Origin of the sequence: Shewanella phaeophyticola (genome assembly GCF_025398315.1) — a bacterium.
GTDB lineage: Bacteria > Pseudomonadota > Gammaproteobacteria > Enterobacterales > Shewanellaceae > Shewanella > Shewanella phaeophyticola.
In genome coordinates, this window is the sequence record NZ_JAODOQ010000001.1 from 1,025,101 (window position 1) to 1,044,761 (window position 19,661).

General features: G+C 41.0%; 15 protein-coding genes and 2 pseudogenes. 11 read left to right on the plus strand and 6 right to left on the minus strand.

What is annotated here, in order from left to right; genetic code table 11:
- Positions 1–23: 23 nt before the first annotated feature.
- The 9 genes from N4T56_RS04835 (at position 24) to N4T56_RS04875 (ending at position 9,113) form a co-directional block, all read left to right on the plus strand.
- Positions 24–2,093 (plus strand): RHS repeat domain-containing protein, encoded by a 2,070-nt coding sequence (locus tag N4T56_RS04835; protein ID WP_261732421.1) that lies wholly within the window; start codon positions 24–26, stop codon positions 2,091–2,093.
- Positions 2,032–2,415 carry a hypothetical protein gene (locus N4T56_RS04840; protein ID WP_261732422.1) on the plus strand — a complete coding sequence of 128 codons (384 nt, stop codon included), beginning with the start codon at positions 2,032–2,034 and terminating at the stop codon, positions 2,413–2,415. The genes N4T56_RS04835 and N4T56_RS04840 overlap by 62 nt, the downstream gene beginning before the upstream one ends.
- A gap of 223 nt (positions 2,416–2,638) precedes the next feature.
- Complete coding sequence (locus tag N4T56_RS04845) at positions 2,639–2,959, plus strand: RHS repeat domain-containing protein (RefSeq protein WP_261732423.1); 321 nt, start codon at positions 2,639–2,641, stop codon at positions 2,957–2,959.
- Between the two features lie 53 nt (positions 2,960–3,012).
- On the plus strand, positions 3,013–3,711 hold the full coding sequence (locus N4T56_RS04850; RefSeq protein WP_261732424.1) for a hypothetical protein: 699 nt from the start codon (positions 3,013–3,015) through the stop codon (positions 3,709–3,711).
- Positions 3,712–3,720: 9 nt separating this feature from the next.
- Positions 3,721–4,344: a hypothetical protein gene (locus N4T56_RS04855; protein WP_261732425.1), complete on the plus strand. Its 624-nt coding sequence runs from the start codon at positions 3,721–3,723 to the stop codon at positions 4,342–4,344.
- A gap of 187 nt (positions 4,345–4,531) precedes the next feature.
- The gene (locus tag N4T56_RS04860; RefSeq protein ID WP_261732426.1) at positions 4,532–5,509 is read left to right on the plus strand and encodes a transposase; all 978 of its coding nucleotides are present in this window, start codon (positions 4,532–4,534) and stop codon (positions 5,507–5,509) included.
- A 636-nt stretch (positions 5,510–6,145) separates the two neighbouring features.
- Positions 6,146–7,120 (plus strand): transposase, encoded by a 975-nt coding sequence (locus tag N4T56_RS04865; protein WP_261732427.1) that lies wholly within the window; start codon positions 6,146–6,148, stop codon positions 7,118–7,120.
- Positions 7,121–7,819: 699 nt separating this feature from the next.
- Complete coding sequence (locus tag N4T56_RS04870) at positions 7,820–8,209, plus strand: hypothetical protein (RefSeq protein ID WP_261732428.1); 390 nt, start codon at positions 7,820–7,822, stop codon at positions 8,207–8,209.
- Between the two features lie 370 nt (positions 8,210–8,579).
- A complete protein-coding gene (locus N4T56_RS04875) occupies positions 8,580–9,113 on the plus strand; it encodes a DUF3806 domain-containing protein (protein WP_261732429.1) in 534 nt (177 codons plus the stop codon).
- 273 nt (positions 9,114–9,386) lie between these two features.
- Here the strand turns inward: N4T56_RS04875 and N4T56_RS04880 are convergent, their stop codons facing one another.
- Together N4T56_RS04880 and N4T56_RS04885 are read right to left on the minus strand one after the other, a co-directional pair.
- Positions 9,387–10,454, minus strand: a complete 1,068-nt coding sequence (locus tag N4T56_RS04880) for an IS91 family transposase (protein ID WP_261732430.1) — start codon at positions 10,452–10,454, stop codon at positions 9,387–9,389.
- A pseudogene (locus N4T56_RS04885) lies at positions 10,451–10,765 on the minus strand (tyrosine-type recombinase/integrase); the annotation flags it as partial. The gene N4T56_RS04880 and the pseudogene N4T56_RS04885, both read right to left, overlap by 4 nt.
- 380 nt (positions 10,766–11,145) lie before the next feature.
- On the opposite strand from N4T56_RS04885, the pseudogene N4T56_RS04890 reads away from it, so the two are divergent.
- Positions 11,146–13,260: pseudogene (locus tag N4T56_RS04890) on the plus strand (TonB-dependent siderophore receptor).
- A gap of 281 nt (positions 13,261–13,541) precedes the next feature.
- Here the strand turns inward: N4T56_RS04890 and N4T56_RS22375 are convergent.
- The 3 genes from N4T56_RS22375 to N4T56_RS04900 are packed head-to-tail and all read right to left on the minus strand — an operon-like array spanning position 13,542 to position 15,712.
- Positions 13,542–14,075, minus strand: a complete 534-nt coding sequence (locus tag N4T56_RS22375) for a LysR substrate-binding domain-containing protein (RefSeq protein WP_315903005.1) — start codon at positions 14,073–14,075, stop codon at positions 13,542–13,544.
- A complete protein-coding gene (locus tag N4T56_RS22380; RefSeq protein ID WP_315903006.1) occupies positions 14,026–14,517 on the minus strand; it encodes a LysR family transcriptional regulator in 492 nt (163 codons plus the stop codon). Before N4T56_RS22380 ends, N4T56_RS22375 begins: the two co-directional genes overlap by 50 nt.
- Entirely contained in the window at positions 14,492–15,712 is a 1,221-nt protein-coding gene (locus tag N4T56_RS04900; protein ID WP_261732431.1) for an MFS transporter, read from the minus strand. Before N4T56_RS04900 ends, N4T56_RS22380 begins: the two co-directional genes overlap by 26 nt.
- A gap of 671 nt (positions 15,713–16,383) precedes the next feature.
- Between N4T56_RS04900 and N4T56_RS04905 the strand changes: the two genes are divergently transcribed.
- A complete protein-coding gene (locus N4T56_RS04905) occupies positions 16,384–18,009 on the plus strand; it encodes a methyl-accepting chemotaxis protein (protein ID WP_261732432.1) in 1,626 nt (541 codons plus the stop codon).
- A 102-nt stretch (positions 18,010–18,111) separates the two neighbouring features.
- Here the strand turns inward: N4T56_RS04905 and N4T56_RS04910 are convergent, their stop codons facing one another.
- Complete coding sequence (locus tag N4T56_RS04910) at positions 18,112–19,578, minus strand: anion permease (RefSeq protein WP_261732433.1); 1,467 nt, start codon at positions 19,576–19,578, stop codon at positions 18,112–18,114.
- Positions 19,579–19,661 lie beyond the last annotated feature (83 nt).

Genomic DNA, 19,661 nt, shown 5'->3' on the forward strand with positions numbered 1-19,661 from the left:
AATATATCTGAGTTTTTAGACGTATGGGAATCGACAATGCCACCGCTATATTGGGGAGCAGCCTGCAACAATTTGGCCGTATTAAAGCCATGCAGTACCCTAGCGGCGAGCATGTGGCCTATCGTTTTGACGACAATGGTTATTTAGTCGAAGACTACCAACGTTTTACTGACGGTTCCGAGCAGTCACTGCGCATAATCGATGAGTACAGCGCCTTTGGCAGTATTAATCAACAAACGTTCAGTAACAATTATGTTCAACAATTTAGCCGTAATTTAGCCGGTTCACCAACGAGTATCTGTACCAGCTCTTCTGCTGGGTGCAGTACTATCGGGGTGCAATACTTAAATTATGATTATGATGGAATGGGTAACTTAGCCTTTCAACACAACGTGATTACCCAGTTCAAAGAAAGCTACAACTATGACGAGCTCATGCGGGTTGATGACTCAACTAAAACGTACAAAGGTATCACCTATGCTGCGGTTAATTATGATTATGACGCCGCAGGTAATATCCTTGTTAAAGGCGATTACGGTAGTCAATATCTCTACGGTAGTGTAGGCAAAGGTGCTGGCGGTAATGCAGGCTCTAACGCCATTAGGCAGTTTATCCGTGGTGGTACAAAAACCTTCACCTATGACAATAACGGTAACCGGCTCACGGGTGATGGCGTAACGTTAAGCTATAACGACCAAAACAAGCCGTTAACGGTAGACCGCAATAATGTAAAAAGTACATTCAGTTACGATGCGAATGGTAACCGCTATAAACAGGTTAAACAGCAAAATGGTAGTGTGGTATCGACCACGTATTATGTGGGCAGTTTTGAGCGTGAAGTGACCCTAAGCAGCACGGTAGATAAAACCTATATTGGTGACCACACCATTAAGATGAAAGCCCATGTGGGCAGCTTGGGTAATCAATCACCGTTCCAACATGTACTGCGCGACCACTTAGGCAGTGTCGATACATTGATGGATGCCAAAACCGGAGCAGTACTGCAGCACCGTGGTTATGATGTATTTGGTCGCCCAAGAGACATTGCATCTGGTAATGCGCTATTAAGTAGCTGGCAAGGCGTCACTAAAGGCTACACAGACCATGAGCATTTGGTTGACCAAGAGCTTATTCACATGAACGGGCGGATTTACGATTTCAACGTCGGTCGCTTTTTAAGTGTTGACCCGTTTTTGCAGTTCCCAGAGAATAGTCAAAGCGCTAACCCGTATTCGTATATTTTGAATAACCCGATGAGTGGGGTTGACCCGACTGGGTATAGATCTGAAGAATTAGACGAGGTTATATCAGGTAAGGCGTTTGAGAAGCTTGAGAAAGATGAAGGTGGGAATCTCTATGTGACAGCTGATGGGGATACTTATAAATTAACTTCAGTTTCAAATGGCGAGAAAAACTTTTCCATATCATTTGACGGTAATGGTGGCGGTACCGCGCAAGTTGGTAAAACTACAGGAACCATTAGCCTACATAAAGGAAATAGTAGTACCAATTCAGGAAAAGCTGCAGCTTCTGAATTGATAGGTAAAATTAATAAGGAACAATTAGGCTCTGATAGTAGTAATTCCCAAAAAATCTTTGATGAAGCATACCGGTTCTTCAAAGATTACATAAGTAATATGGGTGAAACAGTTGAGTTTAAAGATGCATATGCTGTGTCAATTCGTAATGCAGCAGATCACTCTGAAACCTATGCACCTATACCTTTCGATAATTTCGACGATGCTAACGAGTATGCAGAAAAAAAATACGGCGAAGGATATGAAAAAGTATGGGTTTTTGGATATCACTATGGAGGAAAGTCAACCATTTACAAGCCTGCGACTTTCTCAGGAGGAGGATATACGGGTGTTCAAAGAACTATAGCTACCCTTGCACATGAATCGAGACATTACAATCGTTATAACATCAGCCTCGCACGGCCGCATAACACGCTAATTGAACATAGAGTATTTGAACAGGTCTCCCTGCAAGCAGTAGACCGATATAATGCAAAGTTATCAGGAGAAAAAAATGAAATGTTGGACGGTAATTTTGCTTTTATTTTTCTGTACCTCATGTCTTGCAAAAGATAAAAGTATTGAAGAATGTGGCATTGACATACACAAGTCTTTTGAAGGAAAAGACAATAATTTTATAGAATTGTTAATTACTGTTGAGCCGATAAAACGTCAACAAACTTGTGAGCGCGTTGAAACCGTTTCAGTTTCTAACTATATAGATTCTGAGTGGGTAATGTTTCCTCTAAGTAAGGAAAAATCAACGTTATCTTTAAGATTCAATGTTAAAACAGCCAATAAAACGGCTATATATTTTATGCTAAGCCATAAGAATGGAGATCATTTATTTTTTGATGACAGTAATAACATTAAAGTTAACCTTTCTGATCTACTTTAATTGCGACTAGCATCGAAAGGACATTTAACGACACATCAATTGTTAAAAATATTTCGTCAATGTATAAGACATGGCCACAGCCATATATAGGCGCTCCCGGTGAGTCAAGATAATACTCTGCTCACCGAAGGCTTTTTGGCCTAAGTTTTCTGTACAACATTATTACTCTTATCGTTGCTTTTGATGCTACTCATTTACCGCTAGAAGCGGCTGTACTGCCCTGATGTTTATAAAGAGGCGGGCATGTTATTTGTTCAAGAAATGGGTGGCATTTTTTGTTCGCTTATTATCTGGTACTAGCTGGCAAGGTGTCACTAAGGGCTATACAAATCACGAGCATTTGATTGACCAAGAACTCATTCACATGAACGGGCGGATATACGATTTCAACGTCGGCCGTTTTTTAAGTGTTGACCCGTTTTTGCAGTTCCCAGAGAATAGCCAGAGCGCTAACCCGTATTCGTATATTTTGAATAACCCGATGAGTGGGGTTGACCCGACCGGGTATAGATCTGTTCGAAGTGGCAATGCATCTGCTTGGTAGCCACAAACGAGTTGATGGGAGACATGTATTCCTTCCATAAAACAGTTGAGGAGATGCAATATAATAAAGCGATGAAAGCGCTTAAAAAATCAACTTCAAATGGCGAGAAAAACGAAGAAAAATCTACGGATAATGGCTCAAAGAGTCATGAAGATGAGGGGAATGATGGTTCTAGTCTCAATGCAGGCGTAGAAGCATCAGGTGAGGGTAAATCTTCGGCTCATTTAGAGTTTGCTGGAAAAAATATATACCTGTCAGCAAACGGTAAAATTATGGTTTATATAAATAAGGATGATGTGCACATCTTTGAGCTTGACTTGGTCATTGATGAAGGGAAGAGTCATTCTTCTGCAAGTGATATGAATGACTCTTGGAATACTGAGGTGATGACGGATCAAGATGGAAATCGCTACCAAGGGATTGCAAACATTAGAGGGGCAACATTTAATCAAAAAATATCTGGTGATATTGATATAGTTGTGAATGCATGCACAAACTGCAACACAGTTCCTTTGGCGCCGGGAGCTAAGGCAAATGGGCCGCTAGGTGAAGCAACTGTATCAGGCAGTGATATGTGGTTACCCACTAGTAGGGTATTGTACAGAAATGATGTGGCTGGACATGAATTAGGTCACAACTTAGGGCTTAGAAACTGCTCTTCTTGCAACTCGATAATGACCAATAGCAGTAGATATAAAGACGTTAAAGCTACGTTACAAGATATCAAAACCTTATACAATGGCTATAGATAGGTGTTTTTTATGATGAGAATTATTATTATATTTTTTATTTCAATCATTCCCAGCTTGACGCTTGCCAATATTAACGAAAAGAGTTCGGTGTTAAGTAGGCTTGATGTTAATGGCTTGACTGGCGGTCTGTGTAGCTCTCAGACCGTTGATGATTGTGGCGGTAGCGAGGAAATAATTGCTAATAAATCTTATAAGCATTGGTGGGTCAAATTTAAACCAAGGGTAATATTTTCAAAATTTTGTTTGTCATATACTGACTGGCACTCCGCTTCTGATGATGAGTTCAGCAGAACTACCACATTCATGGTAGGAAGGGAGATTGGAGGCTCTTGTTCTAATTTAATACTCTACCTCCCACCAAAACTATTTCAAGGTATTAGTGTTGATGCGATGTCTTTTCTTATGGATAAAAAGGACGAAATTGAACTTAAAGTAAGGAATGGCATTCAGTTTTCAAACTGCCATCCTATCGATAAAATTGAGTATTCCGGAGTAAGAGTGCACTCTGCTTCAGTTAACTTAAGGGACTCAAGCGAGCCACTGTATGAGCTCAGAGTGGGGGTGGATAGTATCGATGAGCTATATTCAGTTACGTACTCTGTAAAAACTCATAAGGAGATATGTACACTATAACTATTAACAAATAATAACATGGCCACCCATTCTAACAAATAACATGGCCACCCATTCTAACTGGCTAAATATTCAACACTGAACTAGGCTTTATTACCCTTTTCAAATAACATGGCCACCCATTCTAACTGGCTAAATATTCAACACTGAACTAGGCTTTATTACCCTTTTCAAATGGTAATAGAAGATGGCCAGACCAAGACAAACTATCGTTAGTCTAGAAGATACGCCTTACTACCACTGCTGTTCCCGAGTAGTACGCAAGGCATTCTTATGTGGAATCGATAAATCTACTGGTAATAACTTTGAGCATCGGCGTGAGTGGGTTGATTCACGTATCCTTGAATTGGCGACCATCTTTGCTATTGATATTTGTGCCTATGCCGTGATGAGTAATCATTTACATGTGGTGCTAAAAGTCGATGCTGACAAAGCAAAAAAGTGGTCAGATAAAGAAGTGCTTATGCAGTGGCACAAAGGCTTTAAGGGCACGTTACTCACGCACAAGTACCTAAAAGAAGAAGAGCTTAACCAGTTTGAGCTTCAAACGGTTAATGAATGCATTACTGAATACCGTAAACGCTTAATTGATATCAGTTGGTTTATGCGCTCACTCAGTGAGCCTATAGCCAGAATGGCCAACAAAGAAGATAAATGTACAGGTCGCTTCTGGGAAGGGCGCTTTAAGTCTCAAGCTCTGCTTGATGAAGCCGCAGTTTTAGCCTGTATGGCTTATGTCGATTTAAACCCTGTCAGAGCCAAAATGGCTGCAACCCCTGAAACCTCGGATTACACCAGTATTCAGCGCCGTATCAATTCAGCAATGAAAGGCGAGCAACCACCAGAGCTATTACCGTTTGTGGGTAATGAAAGACTCAATATGCCTAACGGACTCATGTTCAGCGTGAAAGATTACATTGTACTGGTTGAAGATACCGGTCGGATAATTCGAGAAGATAAGCGTGGCGCCATTAGTTCAAGTAGCCAGGACATACTGAATAGACTCAACATCCCCGCAGATAATTGGCTTAAAATCACCACTGAATTTGGTGCATTATTTAAAGGTGCTGTAGGTGCACTGCCTGCCTTAACTGAATACTGTGAGCATTTAGACCGAAAACGACGACAAGGCGCTGCAAATTGTCAGCGCTGGCTGTGCGCTTAAGTCATCATCCCCAATCAAATTACAATTCACCTTATACTTGATTGATATCACAGGTCCTCTGCTGTGTTGAATTCTGCAAATGATGAATAAACCACTCATTTAACGATAATATTTTAGCTGTATCGATAAAGATTGATGAGTTGATCACATCGTTCGTAACCCTCGCCAAAGCCATGAAAACGAGTTATGTTATTTGTTCAAGAAATGGGTGGCTACGTATTTAAGTTGCTGTATCGATAAAGATTGATGAGTTGATCACATCGTTCGTAACCCTCGCCAAAGCCATGAAAACGAGTTATGTTATTTGTTCAAGAAATGGGTGGCTACGTATTTAAGTTATTTCTTATTTCATCAGATTCATAAATGCGCAGCAATAACTTCAATAAACGATGAGAATTACACTACATTCTATAACTTTGGGAATAACGCTAGAAAATTCTTTGAAATATATCTTTATTACAAATACCCTGACCAAGGAATGACTCAAGATACTTTAAAATTGTTCTTTGGCGAAGAAAATATTCCTGCTGTCCTTAGTGATAGGATTAATAACAAATAACATGGCCACCCATTCTAACTGGCTAAATATTCAACACTGAACTAGGCTTTATTACCCTTTTCAAATGGTAATAGAAGATGGCCAGACCAAGACAAACTATCGTTAGTCTAGAAGATACGCCTTACTACCACTGCTGTTCCCGAGTAGTACGCAAGGCATTCTTATGTGGAATCGATAAATCTACTGGTGAGAACTTTGAGCATCGGCGCGAGTGGGTTGATTCACGCATTCTTGAGTTAGCGACCATTTTTGCCATTGATATCTGTGCTTATGCCGTGATGAGCAATCACTTACATGTGGTTATAAAAGTCGATGCTGATAAAGCAAAACAGTGGTCAGATAAAGAAGTGCTCATTCAATGGCACAAAGGCTTTAAGGGCACGTTACTCACACACAAATACCTGAAAGAAGACCTTAACTCATTTGAGCTTCAAACGGTTAATGAATGCATTACTGAATACCGTAAGCGCTTAATTGATATCAGTTGGTTTATGCGCTCACTCAGTGAGCCCATCGCCAGAATGGCCAACAAAGAAGATAAATGTACAGGTCGCTTCTGGGAAGGGCGCTTTAAGTCTCAAGCTCTGCTTGATGAAGCCGCAGTTTTAGCCTGTATGGCTTATGTCGATTTAAACCCTGTCAGAGCCAAAATGGCTGCAACCCCTGAAACCTCGGATTACACCAGTATTCAGCGCCGTATCAATTCAGCAATGAAAGGCGAGCAACCACCAGAGCTATTACCGTTTGTGGGTAATGAAAGACTCAATATGCCTAACGGACTCATGTTCAGCGTGAAAGATTACATTGTACTGGTTGAAGATACCGGTCGGATAATTCGAGAAGATAAGCGTGGCGCCATTAGTTCAAGTAGCCAGGACATACTGAATAGACTCAACATCCCCGCAGATAATTGGCTTAAAATCACCACTGAATTTGGTGCATTATTTAAAGGTGCTGTAGGTGCACTGCCTGCCTTAACTGAATACTGTGAGCATTTAGACCGAAAACGACGACAAGGCGCTGCAAATTGTCAGCGCTGGCTGTGCGCTTAAGTCATCATCCCCAATCAAATTACAATTCACCTTATACTTGATTGATATCAAGAGTCCTCTGCTGTGTTGAATTCTGCAAATGATGAATAAACCACTCATTTAACGATAATATTTTAGCTGTATCGATAAAGATTGATGAGTTGATCACATCGTTCGTAACCCTCGCCAAAGCCATGAAAACGAGTTATGTTATTTGTTCAAAAAATGGGTGGCTACGTATTTGCCTATTAACTGAATACTGTGAGCATTTAGACCGAAAACGACGACAAGGCGCTGCAAATTGTCAGCGCTGGCTGTGCGCTTAAGTCATCATCCCCAATCAAATTACAATTCACCTTATACTTGATTGATATCAAGGTCCTCTGCTGTGTTGAATTCTGCAAATGATGAATAAACCACTCATTTAACGATAATATTTTAGCTGTATCGATAAAGATTGATGAGTTGATCACATCGTTCGTAACCCTCGCCAAAGCCATGAAAACGAGTTATGTTATTTGTTCAAAAAATGGGTGGCTACGTATTTGCCTAAAGCACACTAAAAAAATCAACAAAACTGCATGCTAAATAATAATCTAAACACCACTAAATAATTGAATCAAAATATAAACTCAGATATTGTTTATTCATTAATCAAAATAAATTTAAAAACGAGTAATTCTACAGGCTCGTTAGCCTCTTATGGAAATCTACCACTTTTTGTCATCAGAATACGCCCTTGACGCTCTAAAGAATCAAGAGATTAAGGTTTCTAAGTTCAATGATCTAAATGATCCTTTTGAACTTATGGCAATGTCGCTTGAAGATAAATTATCAAGAAAGGTGTTGGTCGAGTTAAAGGAAAAGCTTAATAAGAAACTTCGTCTTTTAAGTTGTAGTAAGTCTTGGTCAAGTCCGCTTTTATGGGGGCACTATGCAGATAAGCATAAGGGCATAGCCCTGAAGTTAGAAGTTCCTGATGATCACGCAGTTCCAGTAATCTACTCACCAGATAGGTCTTCAATTGACTTGCATCGCCTGATGAGAGACCGCGATGATAGTGCAAAACAAGAGCTGTTTAAGATGTTTGTTACGAAATACGAACAGTGATCTCTACGAAGAGGAAGTACGTGTACAGCTGGAAGCTATTGAAACCTTCGAGCGAAACGGGTTAAGTTTCTATCGGTTGGGAAGTGACATTAAAGTTAAAGGAATAGTTCTTGAGCCACTAAACACAACTACAAAAGACGAAATCACTAAAAATGTACCATTTAATGTACAAATTGAAGTTGAAACATCTAGGATTGCGTTTAAGTCATTTAATGTTGTTCATCAAATGCAATCGCCCACTTATCATATTTCGGGAAAAGGCTAACAAGGCCAGCCACAATCGCCAGCAAGCTGGCTGGACCTCCACTGCATTGCTTCATTTGTGCTTTATCGCTACGCTAGCACAAACAAAGCAATACAGCTCCGGCCTGTGCTGGCAGCGTTAGTAATCATGGATAGTATGAGATTAATTCTAATTATGGGACTCTTAAGTTTTCTATTTGGCGGTAAATCCAAAGCCGCTGATTTTGAGATTGCACCTTTAACTCAGGAACAGGCTGAATTTGTCGAGCTAAAATCAAAAGAGGCGATTAGCTTTATTTCTAAATATATTGGCGAGAAAGAGTCCTATGACGCCAATGATATAGATAAAACAATTGAACTTTGGCGTGCCAACAATTCAAATAATAAAAATGATGAAAACTTTGTAATTGAAACTCTCGGTTCATATTTTGGAAACCTAATGTCCAAAGATTTACCTGTTGAGTGGTTCATTTATGAGGATAAGCAAGGCACTGACTTTTGTGTGATCCATAAAGAAATATTCGTATACAGCTTCCCTTATTCTGCAATTTATAAAGCTGTGGTTGAAAAACGAATAGGTGCATTGGCTGATGTTCAGAATGCATTAAAAGACCAAATAGAAGAAAGTACAAACGATCCTGAAATAATGGAGCGCAAATGATTACTAACTAATAAGGATAGGCCGCGCGAAGCCGCGTCCTTATCCCAAGTGTTGAACAAGCCCGAATACGTGAGATGTGACTCTTTATTATGTAATTAACAGCTCGAGAAAACGCGCTGTTTGATGTGATTGTTAGCTAGCTACTTTTCAGTAGACAGCCAGTTCCCTTAGCCTCCTTGCTAATTAGTTAACTCGCTATATTTCAGTATCTTAAATTAACCCTCCACGGTATTCAGTTAAGCCATTATCCTTATTATCATTTTCAACATAAGTTCAGGGTATTAAGTTTGTCGGTCGTTTCACTATGCCCATAAAGCGCATTGGTTGCTGACAACAGGGGCAACGGCGCGTTGCTAATCTGCACTTTATCTCGGGAATGATTGGAAATACAGCCCCAGCAACCGCCAGCATCAGTTGTATTTGTAGCCTGAGTTTTTTGGCATTGCCTCTGAGTAATCCATAGTCTCTCACTCGTCGTAACCCTTTAGGCAACACATGCTGGAGCATCAACCAGAGAAATTCTGTGGCGGGTAAGGTTCGTACTTTTGTAGACTGAGTTTGACTGTCTTTATACTTAAAACTGACAAGCCCATCGGCTTCACTTTTGATGTTTTTGTCAGGCAGTACACCACGATAAAGATAGCGTGATAGATATTGCAGTGCAGGCAACCCTTTACCCACATGCTGGCAGTCAACCACCCATTTTTTCGGCAGTGAGGTTGGCAGTTTGAGATTCAGTTTTGCCAACTGTTCCAGCAAACGTGCGCGCCACACTTTAGCTAAATTGAAAGCGTTGAACAGGTATTTGCCCTTATTCTTTTTCCAGTGTTGTTGGGTTTTGTTGAAACTGCCCGCTGGAATAATAAAGTGAATATGCGGATGTAAATCTCGCCGCCGGCTGTGAGTATGCAGCACGCCAGTGAAACCAAAATCACCGGCAAGTTTTGGAGAGTTAAGCGCAAAGTCCTTGAGCACACTGGCAGCCACTGAAAACATGGCTGGATAGAGTGCTTCCGGTTGATATTTAGCCACCACACGCAGTTCATATGGCAAAGTAAATGTCACCATAAAGTAATCGACAGGTAACAGTTTAGCCTGTTGCTTCGCTAACCAATCTGCCGTGGTGTTGTACTGACATTGAGGACAACTGCGATGACCACATGACAGCGGGAAATCTGCTGTATGAGTGCACCCCTGACAAGCCCAGTGGCTAGCTCTTTGGGTGTGAGCGCGACAGCTCAGCATGGCATTAATGGCATGGCGCATTGATGTTGTTATTTGGCCATCATAAGCTTGATTAAACACATCAAGATGGTCACGTAAAATATCGATAAACTTCATATGTCACACTCCCACTTCAACACCAAATTATTAGTGAGCTGGTTAACCGACAAGGCCGTGTTCTTACGGGTAATTTGAGTGAGACGTGTATACCTTGCTGTGGTGTTTAGGCTGTTGTGACCGAGCAAGTGCTGTACTGAGCGTAAATCTAACCCTTGCTCTAGCAAATGAGTCGCATAGCTGTGACGTAAATTATGTGGACTGATAGATTTGTGAATGTTGCACTCAGAAATCACTTTTTTCATGGCCTTTTGAATACCGCCGCGATTCATCAGCGAGTCTGGTTTACCGTCTTTACCGGGAAATACATGCCGAGGATGGCGATGGGTTTGCCAGTAATACTAAGAATAATTAAGACACCCAAGATTGTTGGCTAAATATCGAGCACTCAACTACGCTTTATTTACCTTTCACAAACGGTAATTAAAGATGACCAGACCAAGACACACCCCAAAACGTGACCACCCACAATTAATGGCTATTCAGCAATGAAAGGCGAGCAGTCACCAGCGCTATTACTACTTTTTATTATGGGTGTTAGGATTTAACTTCTCAGCTTCACTATTAACTTCTCACAATTATCTTTGTTTCATCATGTATGTTTAAACAGTTTATAACGAGTACCACTTTGACTGTATGTAATGATATGTTGTAACATTCTTTTTAATTTTATTCCCCTAGGGCAAAACACGTGAAAAAGCACTTTATATGTTCACTATTAGTCATTTCTAATGGCGTATTAGCACAAGATAATGTTACTCAAACATCAGGCGTTCAAGATGACATTGAGCGTATTGAAGTGAAACGATTATGGCAGCCATACCGTGGTAATGTGCCATTGATTGATACCCCTCAAGCTGTCGATAGAATTAACGCCGATACCATAAAAAACGAGGGTATTACTCATTTTATGGATGCCTTGGATTTTTCGCCAAGTATCGTAAGACAAAATAATTCTGGTGGCATGTTTGACAGTTTTGCTGTGCGTGGTTTTTCTGGTGACGAAAATAACCCAACGGGTACTCTTGTTAATGGTTTTAACTCACGCGGTTATACTGGTAATAGAAACACGGCTAACATTGAAACCATTGAAGTGATGAAAGGCGCCTGGTTCTGCGTTATACGGACAAGGTGAGCCGGGCGGCACAGTGAATATCATTACCAAAAAGCCGCAATTTGAAGAGCAAGGCTACATTCAGGGAACAATAGGCAGTTACAATAAAAAACAAGCTGAGTTTGACCACACTAAAGGTCTTACTGATGATGTGGCTTACCGTATAAACGGCTTTTACGAAGATTCTGATACCTATCGAGATAACGTTGACATTGAAAGTTTAAATTTAAGCCCTTCTTTTTTGTGGAATATTTCAGATTTCACTAGCTTAAGCTATGAAATGGAGTTTGTGGAGCAGAGCAAAGCGTTAGACCGTGGTGTTTACGTGTTAGATAATGACTTTGATTCTGTCGACCCTGCTGATTTTTATGGCGACACTCGAGATGGTGCACATAAAGTGAAGGCGCTAGGCCATCAATTATTGTTAAATCATCAACTGAATAATCGTTGGTATTTGTTAGCGGGCTTGGCTTATCGAGACTCATCATTTAAAGGTACATCTTCTGATACTGAGCTGTCTGCTGGTCGTCAGTTGATTTATACCGACCCTGATTTGCTATCAAGACAAAGAAGGGAGCGAGATTATCAGGCAGAAGATGTATCTGCCCGTTTTGAAGTCAGTGGTGATGTAGCGCTTGGTGGTGTAAAAAATAATCTACTAATAGGATTAGATTATTACAACTTCCAATTAGATACAGATTACAGAGTGTGGCGAACCGCGTGGGGGTCGGGTGACTCTACCTATGCTATCGACCCTAACAATCCTGACTACACGATGGAACAGCCAGAAACCTCTCCAACCACGGTGACATCTGAAGATCAAACAGGCCTTGGCTTATATGCACAAGATTTAATTGAATTGACTGACAAGGCTAAGCTTTTAGTTGGTTTTAGGGTTGATTATTTTGAACAAGATATATTTGATGAGCTTGCCAATGAGTCTCAAGATCAAGACCAAACAGAGGTATCTTCTCGCTTTGGCTTTGTTTATGAACTGGCTGACAATATCAATATATATACCAGTTATGCAGAAGGTTTTAGACCAAACTCGGGTCTAGATTCAGATAGAAATGCTTTTGAACCAGAACAAACCGACTCTTTTGAAGTGGGTGTTAAGTGGCAAAACATTGCAGATAGATTTTCTGGTAGCTTAGCCCTTTATGATGCAAGTAAAACCAATATGTTAACTGCTGAGCCTAATACCGGGTTGTCAGCAACCCTAGGTGAAGTTGAAAGTCAGGGTGTTGAATTGCAATTGACAACTTTACTCACTGCAGATACCAGCCTTGATATTGCTTATGCATATACCGACGCGAGAACGGCGAAAGATTTAGTTGATAATGACTGGGGGTACCAATTCCTAAAGGGTCACGCTTAATTAATGTTGCTGAACATGTCGGCCATGTTTCGTTGCGACATTACACTGACATTATGGGTAAAGAAGCTTATTTGGGTGCAACAGTTAATTATGTCGGCGACCGTCTCGGTGAGACAACCGATCCTGATTATATTTTACCTTCATACACATTAGTTAACTTATCAGCAGCCGTAGATATTACTAGCAGAGTGAGTGTGATGCTTGATGTCAATAACGTATTTGATGAGGAATATTTTGAAAGCTCATACCACAAGTTATGGACGATGCCGGGTGAGCCGATTAATTTTAGTGCGAGTGTGAAGTACCAATTTTAATTGTTTAATATATTGCTGCTTTGACTTGCTATTACAGACTTAGCTTAAGGTTTTTACTGCACATTGACACTCGTCAACGTGCAGTGAAGCCTTTAAGTTTGTTGTTTTATTATCGACAGCGACACATTGATTGAGGTTAACTAAGTTGCTATTTTACTGGCGGCTTTTTTGTATTACTTTTGGCACTCATACACTCATACACTCATACACTCATACACTCATATCCTTAGCCCATAGTGGTATCTCAATATTTACTTAATACATTACTGACCTTATATGGCTTAGTGTTTATGGCGATTGTTGAGATCGCTGTATAGGGCTTTAATAGCGTTTCTTAACCAGGATATTTTAGGGTTTTGATTATTACGTTTATGCCAAATGAGGGTGAAGGGGATCATCAGTTTTGCTTGTAATGTGCTGTCGACAGGGATGGGCAGACACACCAAGTCGGGGTGCACTTTTTGGCAGTAATGTTGGCAATATTGCGGCGCTGTTGTGATCATCTCGTGGTCGGGTTGAGCGGTCATAAATAACGATTGCTCAAAGGTGGCCATGGTGAGCTCAATATTGCGTTTTAGACCCATTTCAATTAACACTTCATCCAATGCCCAGGTGTCACATTTTTCCCAGGTGATATTGATTTGTGGGTACTTTACAAAAGTCGAAATGTTCCACTCTTGTTGTAATGCAGGGTGATCTTTATGCAGATAAACCACCGGAAGATCGGTAAATAACACTTCGTAATTAATAAAGTAGGGCAGCAGTTCAATTGACTCTTTTTGATCTGGGGTGACTTTCGCGTCCAGTAAAGCCAATATCAACTTCTCCTCGGGTAATGGCTTCAATGGAGTCGTAATCCCAGTTATGCACTTTGACTTTGGCATCAGGGTATTTGTGGTAAATCTGTTGGCTTAACTGATTAAACATGGTTAGTAAGAGCGGCGATTCCATCGCAAGATTAAAGCGAATACCATTGGGGATTTCATCACCACGTTTTGCTAATAGTTGACTGCTTAACTGTAGCCAATCGGCTAACTCTTGCTCCATGCTAATAGCCAGCGAAGTTGGGCTAAATCCATGGGGCGTTTTAACAAACAGCGGGTCTTCAAACCATTCTCTTAATTTGCTCAGTGATTTACTCACCGTTGAGGGGGTTACATTGAGCTTTTTGGCTGTTTTAGACACACTCAATTCCTGCAACAGTAACTGCAAAGTAATAAGCAGGTTGAGATCAAGGCGTGCTAACGATTTCTTCATGGGTGTCACTCTGCAGTGGTGAAGGGATTAATAATATTAAAACCATGCTAATAACACCACCAATAAGCAAGATTAATATCAGCATATTCAATGCACTTACCCCTAACAAACCCAGCAACCAAATAAATAATGCTGAACTGCAAACCTGAATCACACCCAGTATTGAACTGGCCACGCCGACTCTGTAGCGGTAAGGGCTTAATGCTTGGCTCATCACCACACCAAAACCAATAGAAAAACTGGCACAAATAAGACTAAAACCGAATAAGTTCAACAATTGATAGCTCGGCTCTAATTGCGTGACCCCAAGTATGATTGCTGCAGTGACAAATAGTCCCTGAGAGACAATCATTAAGCTACGCTGGTGGAAAAAAGACAACGCAAATGGCATTGAAAACGAGGTTAACATACTTACCAGTGCGGTTAAGGCCATAGTGATTGAGTATTCACCGCGGCTAAAGCCCATGGTATTCATGATTAACATCGGAGATGTATTTACAAAAGTCAAAATTGCGGTCACGGCAATCGCACTGATGAACAATCTGCTTAAGAAAAATCGCTCATAAAAAGATTCAGTCGCGTCTATTTGCGTATCTGTTGTTGGAGCGGATCTGTTTGAATGTTCATTTGATAACATTAACGTTTTATTATGAGTTTCTTGTAACACAAACACAGATAACAAACACACCATTACTCCCATCCCCGCCATGGTAATAAACAAGCTTGCCCAGGAATAGCGAAGCATAATCAAGTGGCCAATCACAGGGGCAATGACCGGCATAATACAGGTAATGCCATTGACCATGGATAACACCTTTGCCCGCCGCTCGTCGTCTAATGTGTCGCGTAAAATAGCAAAGGCGACCACGTAACAACACCCTGCGCCAATGCCTTGAATAAAACGGACTATCAAAAAGGTTTGGCTATTATCGACTATACTTCCCATGGCTGAAGCGAGGGTAAAAATAATAGCCCCGGCTATGGCGATAGGTTTTCTGCCAATGTTGTCAGCTAATTTACCTGCAAACACCATGGTCGTCGCCATGCCAGCTAAATACACTGAAAAGGCAATATGCAATTGTGATTCACTCGCGCCTAAGTCTTTGGCTATTTGAGGCAAGCCGACTAAATAGAGATCGATTGCCGTTGGATAGAGCAAAACGAGCGCAAAGCTACACAGTATAAATCGGGTCATCACATCCTCACTTATTAGTTAACCTGAGCTCGAGATAATAAACGCCTTTAAAACAGCCTTTTGCCTGCTAACTGCGTTGAATTGACTTACAATAGGCTAGATTTACGCGTCAATTCGCCTTGTTAGCAAAACAAATGACAAGCTTGAAAGTGAGGTGGGGTAGTATGTTGATTTTAAATAGCACAAGTTCATCCCTTATCCCGAGTTCAGGTTAGTTAGCTAAGGATAAAGTGAAAGCATGGGATGCACGAGTGGCCATTTTGACAACAAGTATTTCCAATTACGACATAGGTATATTGAGCAAGGTTAGGGTATGCTCACTTAACCGATAATAATTATTTTGCTGTACCATCGTGAGCTAACTGATCGTTGCATTTGTATAAAACATGCGGATTTTAGCTCTTTTGTATTGGCAACTTAAATCATTGAAATTATTTAGCGATTTCTTCGGTCTTTATCGACGAGAGTTTTAGTATTTTTTGAACATCGGTTACATTATAACGTTAAGCATTGATATGGAGTTCTTATTGTTTATTGCAAGCAAACGTTCATGTTGCTTATGGCGGTAATTTAACTATCGTATAAATATTTTACTTACGCTTTAGTCATTTAGCGTAACGTGTATCGCGCAAGAGTATCTAACATACTCAATCACGTATAAGGTTTTAATAATGAAAATAATAAGCCGCTTGTATTTTGGCTTTGCAAGCTTACTGCTCATCATGGTTGGTATTACCTTGTTTGGTTTATTTAAAATCAGTGTTGCAGACAACAATTTAACCCATTTGTCTGAACAAACTGCAGTGGAGCAGCGCCAAGCCATTAATTTTAGAGGCAGTGTACATGATCGCGCCATTTCGATTCGAGATGCGGTATTAGTTAACGACCCGTCGCGTTCTCAACAGCATCAAAATGATATCATTCGCCTTAATGGATTTTATCAAACAGCGGCAAAAACCTTGGATAACATGTATGCCAATTTGCAACATAGCAACGAAGAAGTAAGGCTATTGCAAGCTATTCAAGATATTGAGGTAACCACATTAGATGCAACCGCTACCTTGCTTGAGATGATCAACAGTGCTCGTCAAACTGAAGCTGAGCAGCATTTATTAACCACCGTTTCACCTTTGTACAGTGAATGGCTTAAAAGAATTAATAATCTAATTGATTATCAAGAAACACAAATTCAGTTAGAAGTGTCTACCGCACGCGAGCAAACTTCCAGTTTTCAGTCGGTGATGTTAATTGTTACCGCTATTGCTTTATTGATTGGCTCTGTGGTTGCATTGAGCTCGGTAAAACGCTTAAAAAATATTATTGGTGGTGAACCTGAGTATGCCGCAGATGTGATACAACAAATTGCCGCAGGCGACCTTACGGTAACATTACAGGTGGATTCTTCGCAGAGCATTTTAAGTGCCGTACAGGATTTGAGCGTTAATTTGACTGAAATTACGCAAAACTCGATGCTTACCGCTAACAAGTTGATTGCTGCATCTAAAGCACTGTATCAAACCGCGCAACAAAACGAACACCTTATCAACAACCAAAAGCTCGCAACAGACAATGGCGCCGCTGCTATTAACCAAATGTCGAGCACAGTTAATGAAGTGGCTAACCACACCAATGATGCAGCTTTACTATCGCAAACTGCAACTAATGAGTTTAACGCTGGTCAGCTTGAGGTGACTCAAACGCAAAACGATATTGATGCACTTGCGGCTAAAGTCAGTGAGGCAGCCGATATTATTCATTTTTTGTCACAAGACAGCAAAGAAATTGGCACCGTATTAGATGTTATTCAAGGCATTGCAGAGCAAACAAACTTACTGGCTTTAAATGCTGCTATTGAAGCCGCGCGAGCAGGTGAACAAGGTAGAGGATTTGCCGTTGTTGCAGATGAAGTACGTAACCTTGCCCAGCGCACCCAAGAGTCCACACGACAAATTCAAGCGGTGATAGAAAGCATGAGTACCAGTTCAACCAAAGCTGTTACCGTGATGGATGAAGGGCAACAGCAAGCCACTAGCAGTGTTCAACAAGCTAAACGTGCCGGAGAGTCGTTAACGGCCATCAATGTATCGGTGATTAAAATCAGTGACATGAATACCCAAATTGCTACTGCAGCAGAGCAGCAATCGGTTGTAGCGGCAGAGATTAATCAAAACTTTGTTGAAATCACCAGTTCTGCATTGTTAGCTCAACAAGAGGCGAGCAAAATCACCGCGGCGAGCCATCAATTAGAAGATCTTGCACATACCTTAGAGCTAAACGTAAAGCAGTTTAAAACCTAAATCAGCGCAATGTTAAGTACATAGCAGTATAACGCTGACAAGCCGCCTAAGCCGTTTGTCAGCGTTAATCTGTAACAAAGCAGTCAATTGATTGCGATACGTTTACCAAAACCCAAGTAACTTCCACCAAAGCCCGCCAACAACGCCCCAAATGGTTAAGTTAACTACGCTCATAATAAAGCCCATAAACCACCAGTTTTCCATTGAGACATAACCTGACCCAAAAATAATGGGTGAGGTACCCGTAGCATAATGGGTTAATGACATCATTAATGACGATGCCCCAGCAAGCAGTAAACCTAGGTATAATGGTGGTGCACCTAATGCGATACCCGCGGCAAAAAATGCGGCAAACATGGCGGTAATGTGTGCGGTTGTGCTGGCAAAGAAATAGTGTGCGTAGAAGTAAACCACCACCAAAATGATGACCGACACCATCCAGCCGACACCCAACTGGGCAATATTGCTTTCAACCACCCCAGAAAACCAAGCCACTAAACCGAGTTTATTTAAAAAGGTTGCCATCATCACCAGTGCAGAAAACCACACTACCGTGTCCCAGGCCGTTTTTTCTTTAAGCACATCTTCCCAGCTGAGTACGCCGCTGATTAACAAAATTGATAACCCTAAGAACGCAACCGCAGTAGTATTGACCGCAAAGGCCGAACCCAAAATCATGGCGGGAACACCTGCCCATAAAATCAATAACAATCCAAATACACTGATCATGACTTTTTCAGCGTAAGACATTGGCCCCATGTCAGTCAGTTTATCTTTAGCAAACACGCTGGCGTCTGGAGTACGTTTAATTTCGGGAGGGTAAATCGCGTAAATAATTAACGGCATCAGCGCAATACACAATAAGCCGGGCAATAAAGCGGCCAATGCCCAGGTACTCCAGGTGATACTAATCTCTGCGCCCGTAGCATCGGCAATTAATTTAACGATTAATGGATTAGGCGCTGTGGCGGTAATGAACATCGCCGAGGTTATCGGGTTGGTGTGATAATTCACTAGGGCGAGGTAATGGCCAATTTTTCTTGCTGTGCCTTGTTCTGGTGATGAGCCAAAGCTGGAAGCAATAGATTTCATTATCGGGTGAATTACTCCACCACCACGGGCTGTATTGCTTGGCGTAACGGGAGCGATAACTAACTCTGACAACGCAAGCGCATAGCCTATACCAATAGTTTTTCGGCCAAACAAGGAGATAAAGTAATAGCCGATACGATTACCAAGACCGGTTTTAGCCAAGCCACGCGAGATAATAATAGCAATACCGATTAACCAAATTAATGAGTTAGAAAAACCACTTAGTGCATCTTTAATTGCTTCAGAAGGCTTGTCGTTGGTCACCCCCGTTAGTGCAACAAGCGTAATGGCTAATATTGCAATTGCCCCAATCGGCATCGCTTTACCGATAATAGCAACAACCGTGCCGACAAATAACGCCAGTAAATGCCATGCATTAGCTGATACGCCCTGAGGTGGCGCTACGATAAACCAAAGAAACAAAATTATTGCGATTGAAATTAAGCCTGGAATAACACGAATATCAGTACTCTTCATTACAGTATCCTTAGATGTGAAAAGACATCTTTATATGAAGCAAATAACGGCTTATGTGAGAAATCCCTTATGTAGAATAAACG

Coding starts and splice junctions, on each gene's coding strand:
- N4T56_RS04835 (WP_261732421.1), top strand. CDS start 24: ATGGGAATCGACAATGCCACCGCTATATTGGGGAGCAGCCTGCAACAA.
- N4T56_RS04840 (WP_261732422.1), top strand. CDS start 2,032: ATGAAATGTTGGACGGTAATTTTGCTTTTATTTTTCTGTACCTCATGT.
- N4T56_RS04845 (WP_261732423.1), top strand. CDS start 2,639: ATGTTTATAAAGAGGCGGGCATGTTATTTGTTCAAGAAATGGGTGGCA.
- N4T56_RS04850 (WP_261732424.1), top strand. CDS start 3,013: ATGCAATATAATAAAGCGATGAAAGCGCTTAAAAAATCAACTTCAAAT.
- N4T56_RS04855 (WP_261732425.1), top strand. CDS start 3,721: ATGATGAGAATTATTATTATATTTTTTATTTCAATCATTCCCAGCTTG.
- N4T56_RS04860 (WP_261732426.1), top strand. CDS start 4,532: ATGGCCAGACCAAGACAAACTATCGTTAGTCTAGAAGATACGCCTTAC.
- N4T56_RS04865 (WP_261732427.1), top strand. CDS start 6,146: ATGGCCAGACCAAGACAAACTATCGTTAGTCTAGAAGATACGCCTTAC.
- N4T56_RS04880 (WP_261732430.1), bottom strand. CDS start 10,454: ATGAAGTTTATCGATATTTTACGTGACCATCTTGATGTGTTTAATCAA.
- N4T56_RS22380 (WP_315903006.1), bottom strand. CDS start 14,517: ATGAAGAAATCGTTAGCACGCCTTGATCTCAACCTGCTTATTACTTTG.
- N4T56_RS04900 (WP_261732431.1), bottom strand. CDS start 15,712: ATGACCCGATTTATACTGTGTAGCTTTGCGCTCGTTTTGCTCTATCCA.
- N4T56_RS04905 (WP_261732432.1), top strand. CDS start 16,384: ATGAAAATAATAAGCCGCTTGTATTTTGGCTTTGCAAGCTTACTGCTC.
- N4T56_RS04910 (WP_261732433.1), bottom strand. CDS start 19,578: ATGAAGAGTACTGATATTCGTGTTATTCCAGGCTTAATTTCAATCGCA.